Origin of the sequence: Cysteiniphilum litorale (genome assembly GCF_003428165.1) — a bacterium.
GTDB lineage: Bacteria > Pseudomonadota > Gammaproteobacteria > Francisellales > Francisellaceae > Caedibacter > Caedibacter litoralis.
Genome location: NZ_QLIQ01000008.1, coordinates 57,271 through 74,912 on the forward strand (window position 1 = coordinate 57,271; position 17,642 = coordinate 74,912).

The following is a 17,642-nucleotide window of genomic DNA, read 5'->3' on the forward strand; positions in this document are numbered from 1 at the left end:
ACGAATTCTATCAAATATATTTACAACGTAAAGGATATTTTATACGTAACCATAAGGCTTTGAATACTGTCTTTTCCCAGTGTTACATAACATTTTTTTAATAATACTAAGGCAATGTTTAAACCCTTTACCTTGGAAGTGAAAATCCGGATTTGACAGTTGATATTCAATCCATGCATAGACTTCATTAATGCAGCCAATTACAGCTTGACCCGTTGACTCTAACCATTTCAAGGTTTGGATGATTGCAATATGCTGACGAGGAGTTAGTGTATTCCTTCGTTTGTCTTCTGCTTCAAAAATAGCCTTTTTATATTTCAATCTTTTATCTCCAGTTGGGAGGATGGTATTATCACCTTTTTTCCTGAGCTCAATTTTAATCGCATCATTTATCATTTCGATTTGATTATGGTATATTCCTGCTTCTTGAAGTTCAACAAGTGCGTCAAATAAAGAAATGAAATCTAATGAGCTTTGTTTTGCTAGGTTTATTACAGTTTGCTCTGCTTCTTCTGTCATTTTCTCTAAATCATAAGTAAAAACCAAATTAACAGATTTAACAATTTGAGAAATTTGATCATCTAAGCATTCAGGTTCTTGGTATTTGTTATAATTGTTATTTTCTTCTTTTATTGTTTTTTCTTTTATATAGGATTCCGCCAAATTTGCGGAGTCTGATTCCGCAGGTATGGCGGAGTCAAATTTATTGTTGGATAAGCTAACTAGTTCACTGTTACTTAAATTATTTAGTAGAGTTCTGCTTAGTTCAATATTTTTCAGTTTTTGCTCTATGGATTCAATTGCATCGTTTGATTGGTTGTTATCTGAACATTCATTCAGCTCAGTGGACTTGTTATTATCACTAACAATATTAGAAACATCTATTGCTTCTTTGTTATAAGAATTGTCTGAGGTATCATTTATGTTGCCTGAAAAATATTTTCTATACTCTTTTTTAGAATCATCGTATATCTTTTTATCATTATTTAGGAGTTGGTCAATATCTTCCATAATACCCCTGAACTTATCAGTAATATAAATTTTGGTTCTAACCGCGCCATCATAGCACTTGATCTTTACTCGATCTATCCAATTATTTTTATCTAGATCAGCCAAAGCTCTCTCGCATGATCTTTCTTTAAAACCAGTTTCTTCAGATATATAATTTATATTAGGAAGGAGGAAGAATGGTTTCCCATCATCATCGTAATATTTAGTTCCCTGCACTCTGAAGAATAATAAATCTGCTATTTCAGCATGATTGTGATTTCCTATTTCTTGACGTAAAACCTTACGCCCAGCATGAAAAATTGTACACATAAAAACTCCTTACATGTTTCTTGACAAATAAAGAGAGTTCCATTATATTTAGAAGTGCGATCTGTCTAATTTAAATAGGCTCTCTTTTAAAAGTCTTTTTTGATTAGGCTCCCCCCGGGCAAAAGTCCCCCGGGGGACAAATCAAATTTTATCAATGTTGTTTTCAATAAAGTCTTTTAAAGCTTCATACAGATTATCCCTATTTAGCCTATCATTATTAAATAGTGCCATTATATCTTTAGGAAAGTGGATGCTTTGACATTTGTTATTATCTTTTCTTATTGTAAATAAATGCCTCCCATCTGAACCATATATTTTAGTATTAGAGGATTCATCGTGAGTCTTTGAATTATATTTTTTTACATAGCTTAGTATTTTGCTATGACCGTATTCTCCAGTTTCAATTTTGTCTGAAATTGATATTATGGCATCAATGTTATCGTTGCTTTTTGTTACAGCATAAATAGCTTCAGCTGTGGTGGCTGAAATTTTAGACATATCAGATATTTTATTAGTTATAATTTCAGGAAGTTTTGAAAAACACATTAGCTTAGATATTTTTTGTTTAGATATCCCAGTTTTATCAACTATATCTTTTTGTTTAAGTATGTTGTTAGATACAAATTTATTTATCTGAAGGTATAATGAGTAATCAGAGTTATCTTCTCTATTTCTGTTCTCTGATAGTAGTTGTAGCGCAGAAGTAGCTATATCTATGTCTTTAACAACAACTTTTAATTTCAGGTTTCTTAATATTGCAGCTCTATATCTACGTTCACCAAAAATTAACTCATAGGTTTTACCATTTTGTGGATTATGTCTAACAGTACATGGTTGTAGTTGTCCAACGGATAGCATGTTATCAGCTAAATGTTCTAATTTCTCAAAGTCTAACTTATCTCTATCAACTTTATATTGTGAAACATATACATCATTTGTATCTATTTCTATTATTGATTCTTCTTCAGTTGAACCAGCTGGGTCATCAAATATTTTTCTTTTTTTATAAGAATTGCTATCTGTTTCAGAAATAGAGACAGGAACCTTGTTCGATTTTGGCTGATTAAAGAAATTATTTATTAAATCTTTTTTACTCATTATGGTCACCTGCTTGGTTTACTAGTTTCTTCCATATAGAAGTTATTATTCCATAATAATCATCAGCCAGATTTGAAGTAGGGGCATACTCAAAAATTGATTGATGAGCTGCTCTTGCTTCTTGAGCTACGATAGATCTTCGTGTTGGCATTGGAATTATTGAGCTTTTATATAGACTCAAATATTGAGCATAAATATTTTGGCTTATAGTATTATTTTCTAGCATTGATGGAATCATAAGGTAATTATCCCATTGCAGATGCATTGTACTTTGAAAATCTGCAACTTCACCGAGATTAGTTTGAAGAGCTTCATAACATTCTATTTCGCAAGCAGCTGGCATTATTACGTTATTTGCAGCTACTAATGCATTTTCAGTTAAGTCATTCCATCCAGGGGTACAGTCAAATAAAACAATATCGTATTTATTTAGCTTTTTTATGAGTTTTTCTTTAAAAATGTACTCCCTTCTATTTTCTACTCTCATTTTTTTTGCCATAAAGTTTAAATCAGGAGTTTCAGGAATAATGTCTAAAGTAGGTAGGTCTGTTTTTAATACAACCTTATCTATGGGTGCATTTTCAAAGAGAAAATGGTGTAGTCCTAGTAGATGATTTGATTTCCCTATATCATCAAAATTTTCTACCGGCTCAGGAGGTAAAATATAACGAGTTAATGATCTTTGAAAATCTAGACCAATTACAAGAGTTCTTATCCCATTAAAAGCAAGTGCTCTTCCTAAATTAGCAGTTAAAGTTGTTTTTGAAACACCGCCTTTTGGTGTGTATACACTTATTATTAGTTGTTTATCAGGCTTACGTAAAAATCCAAATTTTTCACCAATTTTAGGGAGTTGGCTAGTTTCCCATTGCCTTATTGATATACTGCCTCTCTTTCCAGAGGATGATTTAGGGATTTCTCCTTTTTTTTCCGCATATATTATAGGTGTTTTTGTAGATGTATTTAATCTAAATAACTTTACAAGATCGCTAGTTGTCCAATTCTTTTCCATATGGATAATCCTTTTTAAACCTTTTTATGCAATTAAAATACTAATATCGATTAAAGTCAATAATAATTGACAATATTCTTATCACTATCAACCATATATATAATTTAATCTGCAAACACAGTATAAATTCATTATTCCCAAGCAACCAATGTCAATAAAATATGATCGCTCAATAGACCATGTTCATTTTTAGGGTTAAATTGAACTCTGCTAAACTCATTTAAGGTACTGTATTTATTATGTATTAATATGGGATGCAATGGAGCATCATCATAGTTTGTATTTTTCTTTATGGATACTGGTAATATAACAGCTTTTGAACATTTAGTTTGCTGACAGAAATGAGCGTCATTATGGATTGTTACGGATGTTTTAAATATATGGCACGCTATCATTTTTGGCTTGTATGGAGTAAAGGCTGCTAATATATCCGCATGATACTTATCGAAGCTTTTGTTCCTATGATGACAAAAATCTTTGATGTTGGTTCCACGATATGCTGGATCATTTTCAATAAAATTAATAATGTTTTTATCCTCATAATCAATATACATTACGTTATCTGGTTCATGTATTCCGTGAGGTGTGACTGTTTTATTAAATATCTCAATGAGTTCATTTTGATGTTTCTGTAAAGACATGAATGATCCTTAATAAAAAATGAAATTGTTTATCGGTTTCTGAAAAATCCAGTAGGTGAATGTGGCAATAGCTATTGCTGTCCCATAAGGTATGTATTTATTTTTCTGATCATTTGACAGTAAAAAGTAAATTATGATGCTGCAAAATGATGATAGCAGTAAAATTACAGGAAGCGATGCAAAACCAAACCATGCTCCTATTGCTGCAAATAATTTAAAATCGCCTTTTCCCATTGTTTTCTTTTTGATGATCAGACCAAAAGATACTGCTATAGCAAACAAAAACAAATATCCCAGAAGGGCACCAGCAACAGAATTACCAAAGGATGTTAATCCATTAAATAAATTAAGTGTTAAACCAATTAGGATTAAAGGTATCGTAATAGTATCCGGCAGTAACAGATGTTTGAAATCAATGAATGCCAAAGCAATTAATGAGAGCCATAAAAGACATAGCGCGATAGTGACTATAGTAATTCCGTATACGGCTAGCGTATAAACACAAATAATGGTGCTTATAATTTCAACTGACGGATATCTTATAGAAAGATTTATTTTACAATTTCTACATCGTCCTTTAAGCATTACATAGCTAAGGACTGGGATGTTATCTAAAATATTTAGTTTGTAGTGACAGTGTGTGCATTGAGACGGCTTAAGTAGATTAATCTTTTGTGAGGCTACGGCTGAGCAGCCAGCAATCATAAGCGGTAATCTGTATATCACCATATTCAAAAAACTACCAAAAGACAATGCAATAATTGCTGAAAATCCAATTGTTATGTAGTTTAAAGGTATTAGCGAAGCGTTAATAAAAGACATACCTAACCTTACCCGATGTAATTCTTAATTATGGCCACTCTGGAGTGACCAAGTTCATTTGATATGATTAATCGTGCATCTCTATCAATCTTTTTTTGTGAGGCTGTTAACTCGTTTCTTTTTGGACCACCAGCAATAGGGCAATCCCATCCGTTCCCCTTAGATGCTATATTAACGATTTCTTTATAGCGATTCTGAGCATAAGCGTGGCGTAAGCCATGTAAGTTATATAAATTGTTCTCTCGTGTAACACGGTCATAAATTTTACGCTGTTGAATATAGTTTTTATTCTTTGGAATCATTGAACCATTGCCAGCTATTTCCTGAGATTTTTGGATGATTTCTAACTGTCTTTCATTGCTGATTGGAATAGTGCGCTCTATGCCGCCTTTTGTCCAGCTTCCTTGAAGTCTCAGGTAGTACTGCCCAGATTCATTTTGTTGCAATGCTTCTTTTGGTTTTATTTTCAGACACTCTTCTCGACGCAAACCAAATTCTTTTTGCAGTTGAATTGAACAGTTTAGATTCTTGTCTTTAATTTTATCAATGTTGATAGCATGAATAGCTTTATTTTCAGTTGGTACGTAAGAGCGCTTTTCTATGCCATACTGGCTATTTGATTTGTCGATAACATGATTTCGATTATAATGCTCACAAACCTTACGTAGATCAGACATTCTATTTTTAATGGTACCAGTAGATACACCTTCTTCTTTCCAGTGTGCAACTAACTCATTTACATGATTAGCTTTTAAATTGCGGATATGACGGATGTTATAGCCAATCTGATGTAAATCACCAAAAGATGTTTTTAATCGCTCAGTCATGCTCTGTCTTGTGGCAAATGACATATTTGCTTTATTCTTAGCTGAAAACTGATGGATAGAGTAATTTACTTCTTTAAGCGCTCGCTTACTCATGATAAAAACTCCATTAATTTACGTATATCAGTAAAGCCCATATCTGACATCACCATTTTATAGGCCTTATCTTTATCAACTTTTTTTCTTTCGAGTTCTGCCAGCTTATTGCGTGCATAATAATGACGCATATCAACACGCTCTTTAATGCCACACTGATATAACTCGGCTTTATAAAGACTGATAAGCAAAGGCTCTGGTATAATATCTGTAAAGGTAGGGTGAGTATGCGTTAAGCCCTGACGATCTTTAATTGCCAACTTTTGGGATTTGGACATAATTGAGATATAACGACTTTTTCTATTGTGTGCAATTTTTCTTGATATGAACAGATCATCATTTTGTATTGCAGAACCCAGATCAATTCTCATAGCTTCCAGATGACTAAGTCCAAACTGAAACTGTAAGTCAATGATTGATTTCACAAGGGGATTAAATACCTGGTCAGAAATAGAAGCGTCAATATATGCACGCACCTTGTTCTTAGGACGTTGTAGACTCATAGCTTTTAATGTTGGAAAATCTGGTTGGGTGCCAGTTGAAAGGATAAACCACTTTAAAATTGAAATTTTATTGCGGATAGTAGAGATGGAGTTATTATTTTTTCTCCAGTGATCCACTAATTTTTGCAAATGCTCTGCATTAATTAGCTTTAAACTTTGTTGTGCAATAGACAGATACATCAGGTCATCTACAATGCGTACAAGCACATTCTTTCTTTGAATCCTATAAGTAGGTGTTCCCTGTGTTACTTTATCAGTTACTGCAAATACTTCTTTAAGAAGCTTTAACTTTAAATACTTCATCCGTACATCTCTGGCGTTATATCTCTCTCGCGTTTAGTGTTATGACCGCTAAATCATGTTTTTCAACACAAAGTCCCTTTAGTTAAGGGAAGAGCGGTATTTTGTGACATAATCTTCACAAAGCGTACTTCTCTGTTGGCCACTACGCCAACTTGTCATCTTTTTCGTCTTTTTCATTTTGTTTTTCCTTTTTTGTTGAACAATCTTTTTTTATCAAAAACCGATACTGCCATAGATTCAAAGTCAACCTACCCCCCTAAAGTGGGGTAAAGTGAAAATAATTGAATTTTTTATTTATAGCGTTATCTGTTCTATTTTTAATCTGTTTTGAAATCTTGTTTTCTGGAAACTGTTTTATATTGCCTATAGGCATTTTTTTGTCTTTTAAATCTGTTGTCATATTTCTTATATTTGCACGGTTTTAAAACCGACCTACACCACAATTGTGGTGTTATCTTTAAATTTTTTTCATTTTTTTATGTTTTTGAATCTTAATTTCTTTTCTGAATACTTTTTGATTTTTCATTTTTATGAATGCATGTGTTTATGTGTCTACATATCATTAATAAGTTTCATTTTTTCAATAATATCGTTTTCTACTGAATTTATGTTTTCTTCTGTCATCAACGCGTTAATGATAACGCGGATATCAGGTGAGTAGCCTTGTATGTTGTTTTCAAGTATGTAAGTTTTGATTGTATTCTTTGCTTTTTCTAAACTTTCTTCATGGATTAATTTATTCAAGAACATCCCATAGGATGGCATAAAGTTGTATGTGTCATTTATTTTTTTGATTCGTGATTTAATTTCTTCTTTATTCTTCTTAAAGTCTTCTGCGTTATTATCTAATTTTGTTTCGTCTCGTATTTCATTTGCGATTTTGACTAGTTTTTTATAATTCTCATCGGTATAAATTGATTGTTGTTCTGTTGTCTTTTTTTCTATATGGTCGTTCATATTTTGTCCTTTATCGTGTTCTTTATTTTGTAATATGCTTTTTTTCAGTGTGATTTGTTCTACATACTATTTTTTTGCATACGTATTTCTTATGTCTTAGTTTTTATTTTCATTTGTCGATGCTTTAAAGATTAACAACAACTGTGACACAATCTGCGTACAGAACGTGTAAAGGAACGGATATATAGCTTGTTCATTCGATAGGGCTACATATAAGGAACGGACATATAACAAGTATATGTGGGGGAATCATTCTGTAAGCATAAATTGCTTTAGAATGGTTGATATACGATTAACTCTCTTTGCTGGCTATGCCGACTAGCGACACAAGATTATTCGGTAATAAACTAAAACCCTAGCAATCGTATTCATCAACGGACACCTTGCTATTTAGAAACCAACTTGTTGTGGCAACTAAGTAGTGTGGCATGACTCACCGGTGTACATGCGCGACAAAAGACATTTTTCAATGTTTCTGGCATTCCAGCCTTCATCAGTTCTGCTTTAAGTTATGGCGATAAATCGCTTTAGTTTTATGTTATGGAATTTTTACTGAGTCTGCAAGTGCAAAATGGCTGTATTTTACGCTGCCATTCGCAAATATGAGGAATGCTAAAAGCGGTGACTAAATTATAGCCTATTTGCCAAATTTAGGCCGCAGGCCCTTACTGTCTATTCGGGTTGCTCTTGTTTAACTGCGCTCAATGCTTGTAAAACAAGGGAGCAGCTCATTGCTGCATAGCAACCCTCATTGACAGCAGGGCGGTGGAAATGAATCACTGATCTCATTGATCGTGATGGATGTTTTAAGAAACTTCGGGTCGTGCCTCCCCTGCGTCACTGTCCAAACAGTGACGCAGGGGAGGCTCAAAAGCCAGCCATTATTTAGACCTTTCCGAGTGTCAAGACTCAATAAATGACCAAGAGCAAAGCTCTTATAAAACGCGATAATTCTTAAGGAATTAATCGCTGTTTGCCTAATTGGCAAACGTGAGCTCAATACTCACAAGGTATCTACTAAGCATGATATTTGACTAATCAAATTTCCAAATTTTACTTTGATTCGAGTGATATGCTATGTCACATAACTATGTTTTAAATGATTAAATATTACTTTCAATTGATTTTTAATACACAGTGATACACTTTATAGATTGAATATCAACTCAAATTGATGCTTCCTAGTGGTAAGGAAAAACTTTGAGTTAGTCGAATGGTTTCGCGTATAGATTATAGCCAGAAAAAACAGATACTGGCGATTTCATTAGGGAATGGCTTCGAGGCCTATGATTTTGTGCTGTATGGAATGCTTGCCCAAACTTTTAGTGTTGTTTTTTTCCCAGATAATATGGATGCGGATATCCGGGTAATTCTGTCGTTTATTCTTTTTTTATCAGCATATATTGCCAGACCGTTTGGAGCTTTGCTCTGGGGAGTTATAGGTGATAAGTTTGGTAGAAAAGTGGTACTGACTTATACCATTAGCTTAATGTCTGTATCAGCGATAGGGATGATTTTAATACCAGGATACGCAGTGATTGGTGCAGCAGCGCCTGTCATTGTAATCATTTTAAGGATTATTCAAGGGATTGCTTTTTCCGGAGAATTTCCTACCGTAATGGTTTCATTATATGAGTCAGCGCCAAATAACAGGAGAGGTTTTTTTTGCAGCTTTACCGAAATTACAGGGACATTTGGTCATTTTATTGGAATTATTCTGTGCGTATTTTTAATTTTTTATATGGATAAAAATGTGTTTATGACATATGGCTGGAAAATTCCATTTGGTTTTTCGTTGATTTTTATTTTTGTTGTTTATTACATAAGAACTCATTTCATTGAAACACTGAATCTTTCATCTGAAAATAAGGTGAGAATTCCAATTATAAGCAACTTCAGGGATAATATCTGGTCATCACTTAAGATAACGTTGTTTGTATCTACCAATTCATTTTTGCTTTTTTCATTCCTTTTTTATACCAACAGATTGATATCAAATTATCATGCGCAGCCAGTTGATGATTATATTTTTTCTTGGATAGTGCAGCTTTGTTGTGTTGGGTTACTCGTCACATTTCTTGTGATCATTGGTTCAATCGTTGATCGCATAGGCATTATGAAGGTTTCATTTATTGGGCATATCTTGATACTGATATTCTATTATCCAATTTTCTACTATTTAATTCTAAGCGGCTCGATGGTCATGAATATTATCGGTATATTTATACTTTCAATATTTCTGGCCATGTTGGCAGTTTCATATATACCGATTATTGTCAAAATGTCTAACCCGGCTTGTCGCATATCTGTGGTAAGTATTGGTTGGGCATGCTCAGTGATTTTATTTGGGGCTAGTTCACCTCTGGTTAGCGAAATCATGATAAAAATGACTGGCATGATCTCGATGCCTGCATTGTACTTAGTCTTTTTATCATTTATCTCATTATTAATCATGTACAACATATATAAGGAAGAAAATCATGCATAAAATACCACTAAACGAATTCGTTAAAAATAGCGAAAGAGAGGTTAACAAGATATCAAAGCCATTCAAAGAGGAAACGGGCGTTAATTTTTTTGCATATATCAAGCAATATGATGATGGCTCGTTTTGTGATCTTATTTCAAATCCTGAGTGGTCACAATACTTTTATGATACCTATCTTGATAATATTGAAACGACAACCAAACGATTAACTCCAGGCATTAACTACTGGCGTCGGAACTCCAATCATAGCATCTCTCAGGTACAGGAGGATGCCAGAGATAATTTTGATATTGATGCACGAATAGAGTTTGTTTATCGGGATGATTTGCAGGGATGTTATCATATATATGCTTTTTCTGCTGATCGCAAGACGGCAGATAAGGCTTATAGATACTATGATATGCATCGCGGTAAGCTCTTGAAATTTATAGGACATTTTAACCACAAGGCTTCATCGTTAATTGCAGAGGGGGATAGACCTGAGAATAGAGTACAGATAGCAAAATATGTATCACCTGAACACTCAGATACACGACGAAACTATGCGTCTGAGTTAAAACTTGAGAATGCGAGTTCTGAACTAAAGGATCGCGAATTTGAAGTTATGGTTCTTTATGCAAATGGATGCACTGAAAAGCAGATTGCTGAAATGTTAAATAGGTCGCCAAATACTGTGTCAACCTATTTGCAGATCATACGTGACAAAACTGCATGTCATGATAAAAGAGATCTGCACAGATATGTTGTAAATAATGGTTGGTCTGGTTTGGAGAAGTTTTTTTTTCCTTATATTAACGCTTAAATTTATGGCATTTTCTTAATTTTATATCCTTTTCACAGATTATTTTCCCATCGTTATATATCTATCATGAGGCAAGACAAATAGCACTATGGAGTGTAATGATGTTTGCTTCAATCTCAACAAAGCCAAACAAGATTAAGTACAGTGATGGGAGTAGTTATGTTTTGTTGGGAGATTCGTGCAGGCGGCATGTAGATATGACAGAAATAAATGCGTTTTGTATGCAAAACTTTGGAGATGATGCGCATATTGCCAAACAGAAGTTACTTTCTGGTGAATCAGTTCTTGTACTAGGTAAAGGGTATTTAACTTTACATAAAGTCGAATCAGAGATGTTGCTATTTTGAGGTATTGTGATGAATAACCAGAATCAATTGCTGCAATTACTGTCCCTGCGTTTAAAAGATTATGATGCGATTGTCGTTGGAGAAGATAAGAAAATGTACATCGCTGGCATCATACCACTTATCAATGATGCCAATATTAATTTTATGTTGCCTATCTATATTGCACAGACAACAAGACATATTGCACTCATCAAGACGAAGCTCGAAACGGCTGGAATCAGAGTGATTTACATCTTAGATAACAGATATACGATTGAGGAAAATGAACCTACTGGTGAGGAGCTAATTAAGCTATGGCATATTGAAAATGATAGTGTGTTAATTACATCAAGTCACTGTGATATCAGCCAACAGAATCCAGGTTACCCTGTGTTTGATAAGATTATGCCAATAATTGATCCATGCGAGCTGTGAGCTAATGGTGCTTAAATTTTCGCTGTTTAACCGTGGTCAGATAGTTCTCAGTCATTGGCTGACGGCTATTAATATTAATACCTGTTTCTCTGCATACACTATTTTCATAAGCTCGCAAAATAGCAATTTTGATGGATTCAGGCATATCCGCTCTCTCCAGTAGACTGAGTTCATTTGAGCTATAGTTTTTAAGAGTGTTGTTTTTTCTGTCTTTGGCGTAAGCGGATGCGTCGTTAATCATAGTTAAATCCTTTTCATAGCAAGTAGCTCACAATGTAGGCGCGACCAACAGCAATAACAAGAATTATTTTGTAACAAAATGTAGGATTGACAGGCTTTAGAAGTGCTGCAAATCAAACTGCTCAATGAACAAGTTTACTAGGCATTAGATTATTTTCAATTTGATGAATCTGTCGCACTTTTTCGGAAGCTATTTGCAGATCAATCATTAAAGGACGATAACTTGGATTTGATTGAGCTTTACTGGCGCAGTTTTCATAAATATCAATCTTGCTCGTAATGCTATCCTTTACGAGCTCATGATAAAGCTTGGATTTTTCAAGCAATTCATATGTTGTCAAACAGGTGCCAAAATTGACAGGTATTTTGTTTAAGTTAATGATGAATTCATAGCTTAGAATTTTTTGGTGTTGATCCTGTGCAATGCCGATACCACCGTCAGCATGGAATAATTTTAATGTGCGCTTTAACAGTTTTTTAGCTTTTTCAAAATTTTGTTGATCTTCAGTTGTTTTAAAAACAATATCACTCATATCATTCATGTTTATATTTACGTTAAGTTCTCAAGCTTTGTGCTAATATTGTGTTTGTAATGACGTAATTCAAGCATTAAGTAAGTTGAATAATGGTAACTTCTTCTCTTTTTGATAGTGAGGTGCTATATGAAGCCAATTATAATAATACTAATGTTTTTGCTGACAACGGCTGTGGCTTTTTGTCTTTTTGTCTTGCAGGACAATGTGTATTCAAATCTAAGAGAATTAAAAATTCTTATTTCAATAGTAATGAGTTTTTTCCCTGCGTATTTTATTATCTGTAAAATAAAGCAAATAATAAAATTAAAACAAATCGATCAGGAAGGTATTCAGCATGCTTGTTGTAACAACAAATGAAATTCCGAGCAAAAAGATTATAGAAGTAAAAGGTGTTGCACATGGTATTATTGTGCGTACACCTACGTGGACACAAGGATTTTTCGGTGGATTGAAAAAGATCATTGGCGGTAATAATCAAGCCTATGCAAATATGGCTAATCAAAGCCGTGAAGATGCCTATCAGAATATGATTGAGCACGCTCAATCACTTGGTGCCAATGCGATTGTCGCTTTTCGCTATGATACCTCAAGTATGGATGGCAATGGCGAAGCAATCAGCGAGGTATTTTGTTATGGCACAGCCGTAGTTATTGAATAGGGTGCTTTGCCGTTACTATGTCATTTTACTGTCCTGACACTAAAACACATTGGACAACCTGTATCTGCTTAACTGACCTGATGGCATTTTTTCCATCATGTGAGCAGGTTGATTTTCCAGAATTGCGCGGATGTCCTGTGGCGGTGACTAATGGTGATAAAGGGACAACGATCATATCTTCAAGCTATGAAGCGCGCGAGTACGGTATTAAAACAGGCATGAAAATGTCTGAAGCACTAAAGCTTTGCCCGCAATTGATAAAACGTCCATCAAGACCGGATCGCTATGCTGAGGTCTCTGGTAATATCATGCGAGCATTAATGGAGATTACACCAGACATCAGTGTTTACAGTATTGATGAATGCTACATTGATTTAATGCCTGTTTTAAAGCTCTATGGCTCAGTTAAAATTATTGCTGATAAGATCAGAAAGGCCGTGTTTGAGGCAAGTGGTGGCATTCGTTGTTCTATTGGTATTACCGAAGGTCAGCTAACAGCAAAATATTGTGCCAGGAATAAAGGCGAAACGACCATTGTGCCACCCGATCAAATCAAGTCATATATTGGTAGAGCGCCTATCGGTGATATATGTGGCATTGGGAAGAATATTGAGCGGTACTTAAATCAATATGGGATATTGAAATGTGCTGATATTGAACGGTTTCCGATGTCAATATTATCCAATAGATTTGGTGATATTGGACGCAGGCTGTATTCGGTGTGTCTAGGGCATGATCCATTACCCATAGACACAACAGACAAAGATCATAAATCCATGGGTCACGGCAAAGTGACTGCTGGTGAAAATGATCGTGATGTCATTCGTGGAATTATGCGCCAGTTAGTTGAGCGGTTAACACGCAGGATGCGTCATCATAAAGTGGTCAGTGATTTATTTTTCATTGGGTTTAAAACAGCAAAAGGTTGGGTAGGGCATAAATATAAGGTTCAACCTGCAACAAACAGTACTAGCGTAATATGGTCATATGTACAAACCCATTTCAAAAATTGGCATTATGAAGCGCTTTATCAGGTACAGATTACGGCATTATCGTTGCAGTCTAGTGAAGTCAAACAACTTGATTTATTTGAAGACCTGCTTGCCCCTGATCCAAGCGTTACCAAACATGATAAATTAGATGATGTTAAAGATTTGGTGAACGATAAATTTGGCAAGCATACCCTGCGAAGTGCAGCAGAGCTTTTGGCTGATAAAGCAAATATGGTGCCAGTCATAGCTTTTAATTTTGATGCTACGGGTAAGAAAAACAGTCTTTGATAGCAAAAATCAATTAAGTTTAAAAAAATAGAACAAAATAGAAAATAAATCTTGATTTAAAACTAAAATAGAACATAATAAGCAATATGAAATCAAATTAGTCAAAGGTGCTGATTATGCTTACTGATAAAGAACAGCAGGTGCTTGATGCAATAGACAAGTATCAACGGGAGAATAAATGCTCTCCAACCTTTGAAGATGTTGCTGTTTTACTGGGACTGAAGTCCAAAAGTACAGCGCATTACCATATTAAAAGCTTGAAGGAGAAAGGATATATCCATATCCCAGAAGGTAGACGCAAATATATTGAAATCGTTAAAGGTGTTAATGATTTTAACATTCCGTTAGTGGGTACTATTGCTGCGGGATTACCATTGGATGCATATGAGGTAATAGAGTCCGTAGATTTATCAGCAATGGTGAGTGTTAAAGATCGATACTTACTAAAAATATCTGGTGAGTCGATGAAAGATAGTGGCATTATGGATGGTGACCTGGTGCTTATCCAAAAACAGCAGCTTGCGCGTGATGGTCAGATCGTGGTTGCATTAGTGGATGAGAAAGAAGCGACACTAAAAGAGTTCAGAATGCAAAATAGCACCTCAGTTGCTTTAATCCCACATAATGATGCGATGCAACCAATGGTTTATCCTGCCAGCCGTGTTACGATACAAGGCGTTTATCTTGGGTTGCGACTTGATCGCAATTATCTTTGATGTGTGGTGGCGCTATGTATATCAGGGATGAAGAAATACAAAAGGTTTATTTTCCTAACCCTAAGGCATTGTTACCCGTCCTAAAAAGAGATGATAGCCTTGTTTATCTGCCATGGGGTAGACGTGAAAAACAAGCGGGACACCTTCCATTAGGTGGTTGGGCACAGTATGAAAGTTTAAAAAAAGGTATCTGGGATAAGTATTTTCCAAGACACGTAAAAATTATGGTCAATGAGTTTATGGAGCGTGATAAAGCCACTGGTCAGACAAGTTGGTTTAGCGTTACAAAAGGTAGTTATATCCATGGGATTATTGCTCATTTGCAGGATGAAACACGTTTATATGTGGTAACAATTCCAGCGCATGATAAAGACATTCATGACAGATGGCCGAGGATTATTGTAAACACAAGATAGAAAGTAAAATCATAGAAAATCAAGCAATAAATTTGAGAAAAATTTAAAGGTTTCAAAGCCAGATAGTAGCGTGATATTTTTATCACATCTCCCCTCCCTTCCCTTGTACTGTCTGGCTTTGAATGCACATTTAGTGCTTTGAAAATCACGTGCTAAGATAGTGTGGTGTTAAACGGAAAGTGGAGAAAACAATGATGAACAGTCAGCGTATTTTGACATTTTTAAACGCTAATCCCAGTATATTTTACTGGCACATTAGTGAGTTTGAAGCAATTGAGAATGGAGTTCAGGCTAGTGCCTGTAATAACCACCGATTAAAAATCATCTTTAAAATAGGTGAGGGCTTCCAGATAACACTTACACATAAAGGTAAATTCAGAACAAAGATGGTAAAGTGCATTAAAAAAGTCACGCCATTTGATTTACACGATGTCATTACCAATGTCTCAGCATTAATTCGCCAACCCAATGCTGCATGAGGTAATTGCTATGATGTATACAATAAATATTATGAAACTGCTGATGAGGAGGATTTATGCAGAACACTACTATTATCAACGCCGTCAGAAGCTTCGTGAACGACTATACCAGTGTATTTAAAAGTGGGTTACGCATGGATAAGTTGCATCAAAAAAACCACAGTCAAAGTGACTTTGAACAAGTTCTATCAAAAACAGAAAAGTTGCTAGAAGCGCAAATTATGCTGGAAGCAGGCATTCCTTTATCCGTTATTGCTAAAACATTAGACCTTAAAATCAGTGAGATTCTTGGGCACCAATAGTGTTGGTATCATGAATCACTTGCGATTTTTCACATAGGTATTTAAATCACAAATTTCCATATGTGGTAAGTCTGGATGTGTTTTTTTAAACATTAAGCTCTCGTATAGCGATTGGCTTTCTGGCGTGGCAATAAGACTTAAATGTTTAAATTTACGGAAATCGTTAACTTCAAGCATGATGTTAAGCATCAATCTAGCAATACCATTTCCTCTGTAATCTTGATCAACGTATACATCACAGATATAAGCATACGTACAGTAATCTGTAATCGCTCTGCTAAAGCCAATTTGTTCATTATTCTCGTTAAATGCAGAGACACAGAATGATGACTTTATCATCTTTTCAACTGTTGAAACGGGTATAGCTTTACTCCAAGAGCATTCACAAAGCCAGAACTGAACTTTTTTTACATCAACATCATTGTGATCGCTTGAGAATGTGAAATTGCAATTATCCTTTTTTGCTATACTCATTTGATTCCCCTGCATAATCAATATTGGTTGAGAAAACGGAGAAATTTGTTTTTCGATCATACCTATCCATTTGCTCAAATTGTTTAATTTTCTTAGTGAGTGGAATAGAGAAGCTTAAGCCAATAAGTTCAATGCCGACCTTAACCAACCACATGACAATAAGCAAAGACCATAAGTCTTTGTAACTAAACAAAGTAATAAATGCTATGTGCGAGAAAATAAATGAATCCAAAAAGGCAGCGACAAAGGTTGAGCCAACGAATCTGCCCGCCATAAATTTACCTTTCATGAGAATTTTGAGCTTTGCCATAATAAATGAGTTCATTGGTTCGGCTATCCAATAGCTAATAAAACCCGCAATAATAAATAGCATATTGAGCGAAAACACCTGATCAAACATAGCGTTTTGATCTGCTGCAAAAGCGGGGCTACCAGATTCCTTAACTAAAAAACCATAGGCAAAAAAGAATATGCTAAATAAAAACCCAAACCATATGCTTTTTCTTGCGTATTTATAGCCATAAACCTCAGTAATAATGTCACTCATTAAGAAGGTTAATGGGAAAATTATGGTACCAGCATCAGTGGATATGCCAAAAAACTCGACGATTCTAGGATTAAACCAATTGGCAAGCAATATGACAATGACGTAAATCATCATAAACAGCCATAATAACTTAAAGTTATTTACTCCGGATATCAGGTTAACAAAAAAATTACGCATTAAATTTCTCCCCTCTTATATACATGGATATAGTTTCTTTGATTAATTTTTGTGATTTTAAATCAAAATAAGCTAATAGTTCTTTTGAGTAATCCTGTGTGTGGACAATGCGACAATATTCCTCACGGTAATACAGCTTAAATCCATTTTCTGTCGGTATTATATCTTCAATGATATATCCACTCATTGC

23 protein-coding genes are annotated in these 17,642 nt (G+C 34.7%); 10 read left to right on the forward strand and 13 right to left on the reverse strand.

The window, feature by feature from the left end; genetic code table 11:
* Positions 1–39: 39 nt before the first annotated feature.
* The 8 genes from DNJ75_RS05075 to DNJ75_RS05110 all read right to left on the reverse strand — a co-directional run bounded on the left by DNJ75_RS05075 (position 40) and on the right by DNJ75_RS05110 (position 7,576).
* A complete protein-coding gene (locus DNJ75_RS05075; protein WP_117002109.1) occupies positions 40–1,320 on the reverse strand; it encodes a hypothetical protein in 1,281 nt (426 codons plus the stop codon).
* A 141-nt stretch (positions 1,321–1,461) separates the two neighbouring features.
* Positions 1,462–2,418, reverse strand: coding sequence for a ParB/RepB/Spo0J family partition protein (locus DNJ75_RS05080; RefSeq protein ID WP_117002110.1), 957 nt, complete (start codon positions 2,416–2,418; stop codon positions 1,462–1,464).
* The gene (locus DNJ75_RS05085; RefSeq protein ID WP_117002111.1) at positions 2,411–3,430 is read right to left on the reverse strand and encodes a ParA family protein; all 1,020 of its coding nucleotides are present in this window, start codon (positions 3,428–3,430) and stop codon (positions 2,411–2,413) included. The genes DNJ75_RS05080 and DNJ75_RS05085 overlap by 8 nt, the downstream gene beginning before the upstream one ends.
* A gap of 131 nt (positions 3,431–3,561) precedes the next feature.
* On the reverse strand, positions 3,562–4,071 hold the full coding sequence (locus DNJ75_RS05090; protein WP_117002112.1) for a hypothetical protein: 510 nt from the start codon (positions 4,069–4,071) through the stop codon (positions 3,562–3,564).
* A gap of 9 nt (positions 4,072–4,080) precedes the next feature.
* On the reverse strand, positions 4,081–4,893 hold the full coding sequence (locus DNJ75_RS05095; protein ID WP_117002113.1) for a prepilin peptidase: 813 nt from the start codon (positions 4,891–4,893) through the stop codon (positions 4,081–4,083).
* A gap of 8 nt (positions 4,894–4,901) precedes the next feature.
* Positions 4,902–5,813: a phage integrase N-terminal domain-containing protein gene (locus DNJ75_RS05100; protein WP_117002114.1), complete on the reverse strand. Its 912-nt coding sequence runs from the start codon at positions 5,811–5,813 to the stop codon at positions 4,902–4,904.
* Positions 5,810–6,619 (reverse strand): phage integrase N-terminal domain-containing protein, encoded by an 810-nt coding sequence (locus DNJ75_RS05105; protein WP_117002115.1) that lies wholly within the window; start codon positions 6,617–6,619, stop codon positions 5,810–5,812. The genes DNJ75_RS05100 and DNJ75_RS05105 overlap by 4 nt, the downstream gene beginning before the upstream one ends.
* Positions 6,620–7,171: 552 nt before the next feature.
* On the reverse strand, positions 7,172–7,576 hold the full coding sequence (locus tag DNJ75_RS05110) for a hypothetical protein (protein WP_117002116.1): 405 nt from the start codon (positions 7,574–7,576) through the stop codon (positions 7,172–7,174).
* Positions 7,577–8,789: 1,213 nt separating this feature from the next.
* Here DNJ75_RS05110 and DNJ75_RS05115 point away from each other — a divergent pair.
* From DNJ75_RS05115 to DNJ75_RS05130, 4 genes are all read left to right on the forward strand, one after another.
* Positions 8,790–10,064 carry an MFS transporter gene (locus DNJ75_RS05115; RefSeq protein WP_117002117.1) on the forward strand — a complete coding sequence of 425 codons (1,275 nt, stop codon included), beginning with the start codon at positions 8,790–8,792 and terminating at the stop codon, positions 10,062–10,064.
* Positions 10,057–10,866 (forward strand): helix-turn-helix transcriptional regulator, encoded by an 810-nt coding sequence (locus DNJ75_RS15575; RefSeq protein WP_206609092.1) that lies wholly within the window; start codon positions 10,057–10,059, stop codon positions 10,864–10,866. Before DNJ75_RS05115 ends, DNJ75_RS15575 begins: the two co-directional genes overlap by 8 nt.
* Positions 10,867–10,964: 98 nt before the next feature.
* Entirely contained in the window at positions 10,965–11,213 is a 249-nt protein-coding gene (locus DNJ75_RS15500) for a hypothetical protein (RefSeq protein WP_150468913.1), read from the forward strand.
* A 9-nt stretch (positions 11,214–11,222) separates the two neighbouring features.
* Positions 11,223–11,627, forward strand: coding sequence for a hypothetical protein (locus tag DNJ75_RS05130; protein WP_117002119.1), 405 nt, complete (start codon positions 11,223–11,225; stop codon positions 11,625–11,627).
* Position 11,628: 1 nt separating this feature from the next.
* On the opposite strand, the gene DNJ75_RS05135 is transcribed toward DNJ75_RS05130, so the two are convergent.
* Together DNJ75_RS05135 and DNJ75_RS05140 are read right to left on the reverse strand one after the other, a co-directional pair.
* The gene (locus DNJ75_RS05135; protein WP_117002120.1) at positions 11,629–11,868 is read right to left on the reverse strand and encodes a hypothetical protein; all 240 of its coding nucleotides are present in this window, start codon (positions 11,866–11,868) and stop codon (positions 11,629–11,631) included.
* A 121-nt stretch (positions 11,869–11,989) separates the two neighbouring features.
* Positions 11,990–12,400, reverse strand: coding sequence for a hypothetical protein (locus DNJ75_RS05140; protein WP_157968216.1), 411 nt, complete (start codon positions 12,398–12,400; stop codon positions 11,990–11,992).
* 337 nt (positions 12,401–12,737) lie between these two features.
* Between DNJ75_RS05140 and DNJ75_RS05150 the strand changes: the two genes are divergently transcribed.
* The 6 genes from DNJ75_RS05150 to DNJ75_RS05175 all read left to right on the forward strand — a co-directional run bounded on the left by DNJ75_RS05150 (position 12,738) and on the right by DNJ75_RS05175 (position 16,254).
* Positions 12,738–13,061 carry a YbjQ family protein gene (locus DNJ75_RS05150; protein WP_117002123.1) on the forward strand — a complete coding sequence of 108 codons (324 nt, stop codon included), beginning with the start codon at positions 12,738–12,740 and terminating at the stop codon, positions 13,059–13,061.
* 17 nt (positions 13,062–13,078) lie between these two features.
* Positions 13,079–14,341 carry a DNA polymerase Y family protein gene (locus tag DNJ75_RS05155; RefSeq protein WP_117002124.1) on the forward strand — a complete coding sequence of 421 codons (1,263 nt, stop codon included), beginning with the start codon at positions 13,079–13,081 and terminating at the stop codon, positions 14,339–14,341.
* A gap of 116 nt (positions 14,342–14,457) precedes the next feature.
* Positions 14,458–15,057, forward strand: coding sequence for a transcriptional repressor LexA (lexA, locus tag DNJ75_RS05160; protein ID WP_117002125.1), 600 nt, complete (start codon positions 14,458–14,460; stop codon positions 15,055–15,057).
* A gap of 14 nt (positions 15,058–15,071) precedes the next feature.
* Entirely contained in the window at positions 15,072–15,473 is a 402-nt protein-coding gene (locus DNJ75_RS05165; protein ID WP_150468912.1) for a hypothetical protein, read from the forward strand.
* Positions 15,474–15,664: 191 nt separating this feature from the next.
* On the forward strand, positions 15,665–15,952 hold the full coding sequence (locus tag DNJ75_RS05170; RefSeq protein ID WP_224742257.1) for a hypothetical protein: 288 nt from the start codon (positions 15,665–15,667) through the stop codon (positions 15,950–15,952).
* A gap of 56 nt (positions 15,953–16,008) precedes the next feature.
* Positions 16,009–16,254, forward strand: a complete 246-nt coding sequence (locus DNJ75_RS05175) for a hypothetical protein (RefSeq protein WP_117002127.1) — start codon at positions 16,009–16,011, stop codon at positions 16,252–16,254.
* Positions 16,255–16,269: 15 nt separating this feature from the next.
* Here DNJ75_RS05175 and DNJ75_RS05180 read toward each other — a convergent pair whose 3' ends face one another.
* From DNJ75_RS05180 to DNJ75_RS05190, 3 genes are read right to left on the reverse strand one after another with little or no spacing between them, the layout of a single operon-like run.
* Positions 16,270–16,728: a GNAT family N-acetyltransferase gene (locus DNJ75_RS05180; RefSeq protein WP_157968217.1), complete on the reverse strand. Its 459-nt coding sequence runs from the start codon at positions 16,726–16,728 to the stop codon at positions 16,270–16,272.
* Positions 16,706–17,452: a queuosine precursor transporter gene (locus tag DNJ75_RS05185; protein WP_117002129.1), complete on the reverse strand. Its 747-nt coding sequence runs from the start codon at positions 17,450–17,452 to the stop codon at positions 16,706–16,708. Before DNJ75_RS05185 ends, DNJ75_RS05180 begins: the two co-directional genes overlap by 23 nt.
* Positions 17,445–17,639 carry a hypothetical protein gene (locus DNJ75_RS05190; protein ID WP_117002130.1) on the reverse strand — a complete coding sequence of 65 codons (195 nt, stop codon included), beginning with the start codon at positions 17,637–17,639 and terminating at the stop codon, positions 17,445–17,447. The genes DNJ75_RS05185 and DNJ75_RS05190 overlap by 8 nt, the downstream gene beginning before the upstream one ends.
* Positions 17,640–17,642 lie beyond the last annotated feature (3 nt).

Bases quoted from the DNA above. Each gene is read 5' to 3' on its own strand.
- DNJ75_RS05075 (WP_117002109.1), bottom strand. From the start codon at position 1,320: ATGTGTACAATTTTTCATGCTGGGCGTAAGGTTTTACGTCAAGAAATA.
- DNJ75_RS05080 (WP_117002110.1), bottom strand. From the start codon at position 2,418: ATGAGTAAAAAAGATTTAATAAATAATTTCTTTAATCAGCCAAAATCG.
- DNJ75_RS05085 (WP_117002111.1), bottom strand. From the start codon at position 3,430: ATGGAAAAGAATTGGACAACTAGCGATCTTGTAAAGTTATTTAGATTA.
- DNJ75_RS05090 (WP_117002112.1), bottom strand. From the start codon at position 4,071: ATGTCTTTACAGAAACATCAAAATGAACTCATTGAGATATTTAATAAA.
- DNJ75_RS05095 (WP_117002113.1), bottom strand. From the start codon at position 4,893: ATGTCTTTTATTAACGCTTCGCTAATACCTTTAAACTACATAACAATT.
- DNJ75_RS05100 (WP_117002114.1), bottom strand. From the start codon at position 5,813: ATGAGTAAGCGAGCGCTTAAAGAAGTAAATTACTCTATCCATCAGTTT.
- DNJ75_RS05105 (WP_117002115.1), bottom strand. From the start codon at position 6,619: ATGAAGTATTTAAAGTTAAAGCTTCTTAAAGAAGTATTTGCAGTAACT.
- DNJ75_RS05110 (WP_117002116.1), bottom strand. From the start codon at position 7,576: ATGAACGACCATATAGAAAAAAAGACAACAGAACAACAATCAATTTAT.
- DNJ75_RS05115 (WP_117002117.1), top strand. From the start codon at position 8,790: ATGGTTTCGCGTATAGATTATAGCCAGAAAAAACAGATACTGGCGATT.
- DNJ75_RS15575 (WP_206609092.1), top strand. From the start codon at position 10,057: ATGCATAAAATACCACTAAACGAATTCGTTAAAAATAGCGAAAGAGAG.
- DNJ75_RS15500 (WP_150468913.1), top strand. From the start codon at position 10,965: ATGATGTTTGCTTCAATCTCAACAAAGCCAAACAAGATTAAGTACAGT.
- DNJ75_RS05130 (WP_117002119.1), top strand. From the start codon at position 11,223: ATGAATAACCAGAATCAATTGCTGCAATTACTGTCCCTGCGTTTAAAA.
- DNJ75_RS05135 (WP_117002120.1), bottom strand. From the start codon at position 11,868: ATGATTAACGACGCATCCGCTTACGCCAAAGACAGAAAAAACAACACT.
- DNJ75_RS05140 (WP_157968216.1), bottom strand. From the start codon at position 12,400: ATGAGTGATATTGTTTTTAAAACAACTGAAGATCAACAAAATTTTGAA.
- DNJ75_RS05150 (WP_117002123.1), top strand. From the start codon at position 12,738: ATGCTTGTTGTAACAACAAATGAAATTCCGAGCAAAAAGATTATAGAA.
- DNJ75_RS05155 (WP_117002124.1), top strand. From the start codon at position 13,079: ATGTCATTTTACTGTCCTGACACTAAAACACATTGGACAACCTGTATC.
- lexA (WP_117002125.1), top strand. From the start codon at position 14,458: ATGCTTACTGATAAAGAACAGCAGGTGCTTGATGCAATAGACAAGTAT.
- DNJ75_RS05165 (WP_150468912.1), top strand. From the start codon at position 15,072: ATGTATATCAGGGATGAAGAAATACAAAAGGTTTATTTTCCTAACCCT.
- DNJ75_RS05170 (WP_224742257.1), top strand. From the start codon at position 15,665: ATGATGAACAGTCAGCGTATTTTGACATTTTTAAACGCTAATCCCAGT.
- DNJ75_RS05175 (WP_117002127.1), top strand. From the start codon at position 16,009: ATGCAGAACACTACTATTATCAACGCCGTCAGAAGCTTCGTGAACGAC.
- DNJ75_RS05180 (WP_157968217.1), bottom strand. From the start codon at position 16,728: ATGAGTATAGCAAAAAAGGATAATTGCAATTTCACATTCTCAAGCGAT.
- DNJ75_RS05185 (WP_117002129.1), bottom strand. From the start codon at position 17,452: ATGCGTAATTTTTTTGTTAACCTGATATCCGGAGTAAATAACTTTAAG.
- DNJ75_RS05190 (WP_117002130.1), bottom strand. From the start codon at position 17,639: ATGAGTGGATATATCATTGAAGATATAATACCGACAGAAAATGGATTT.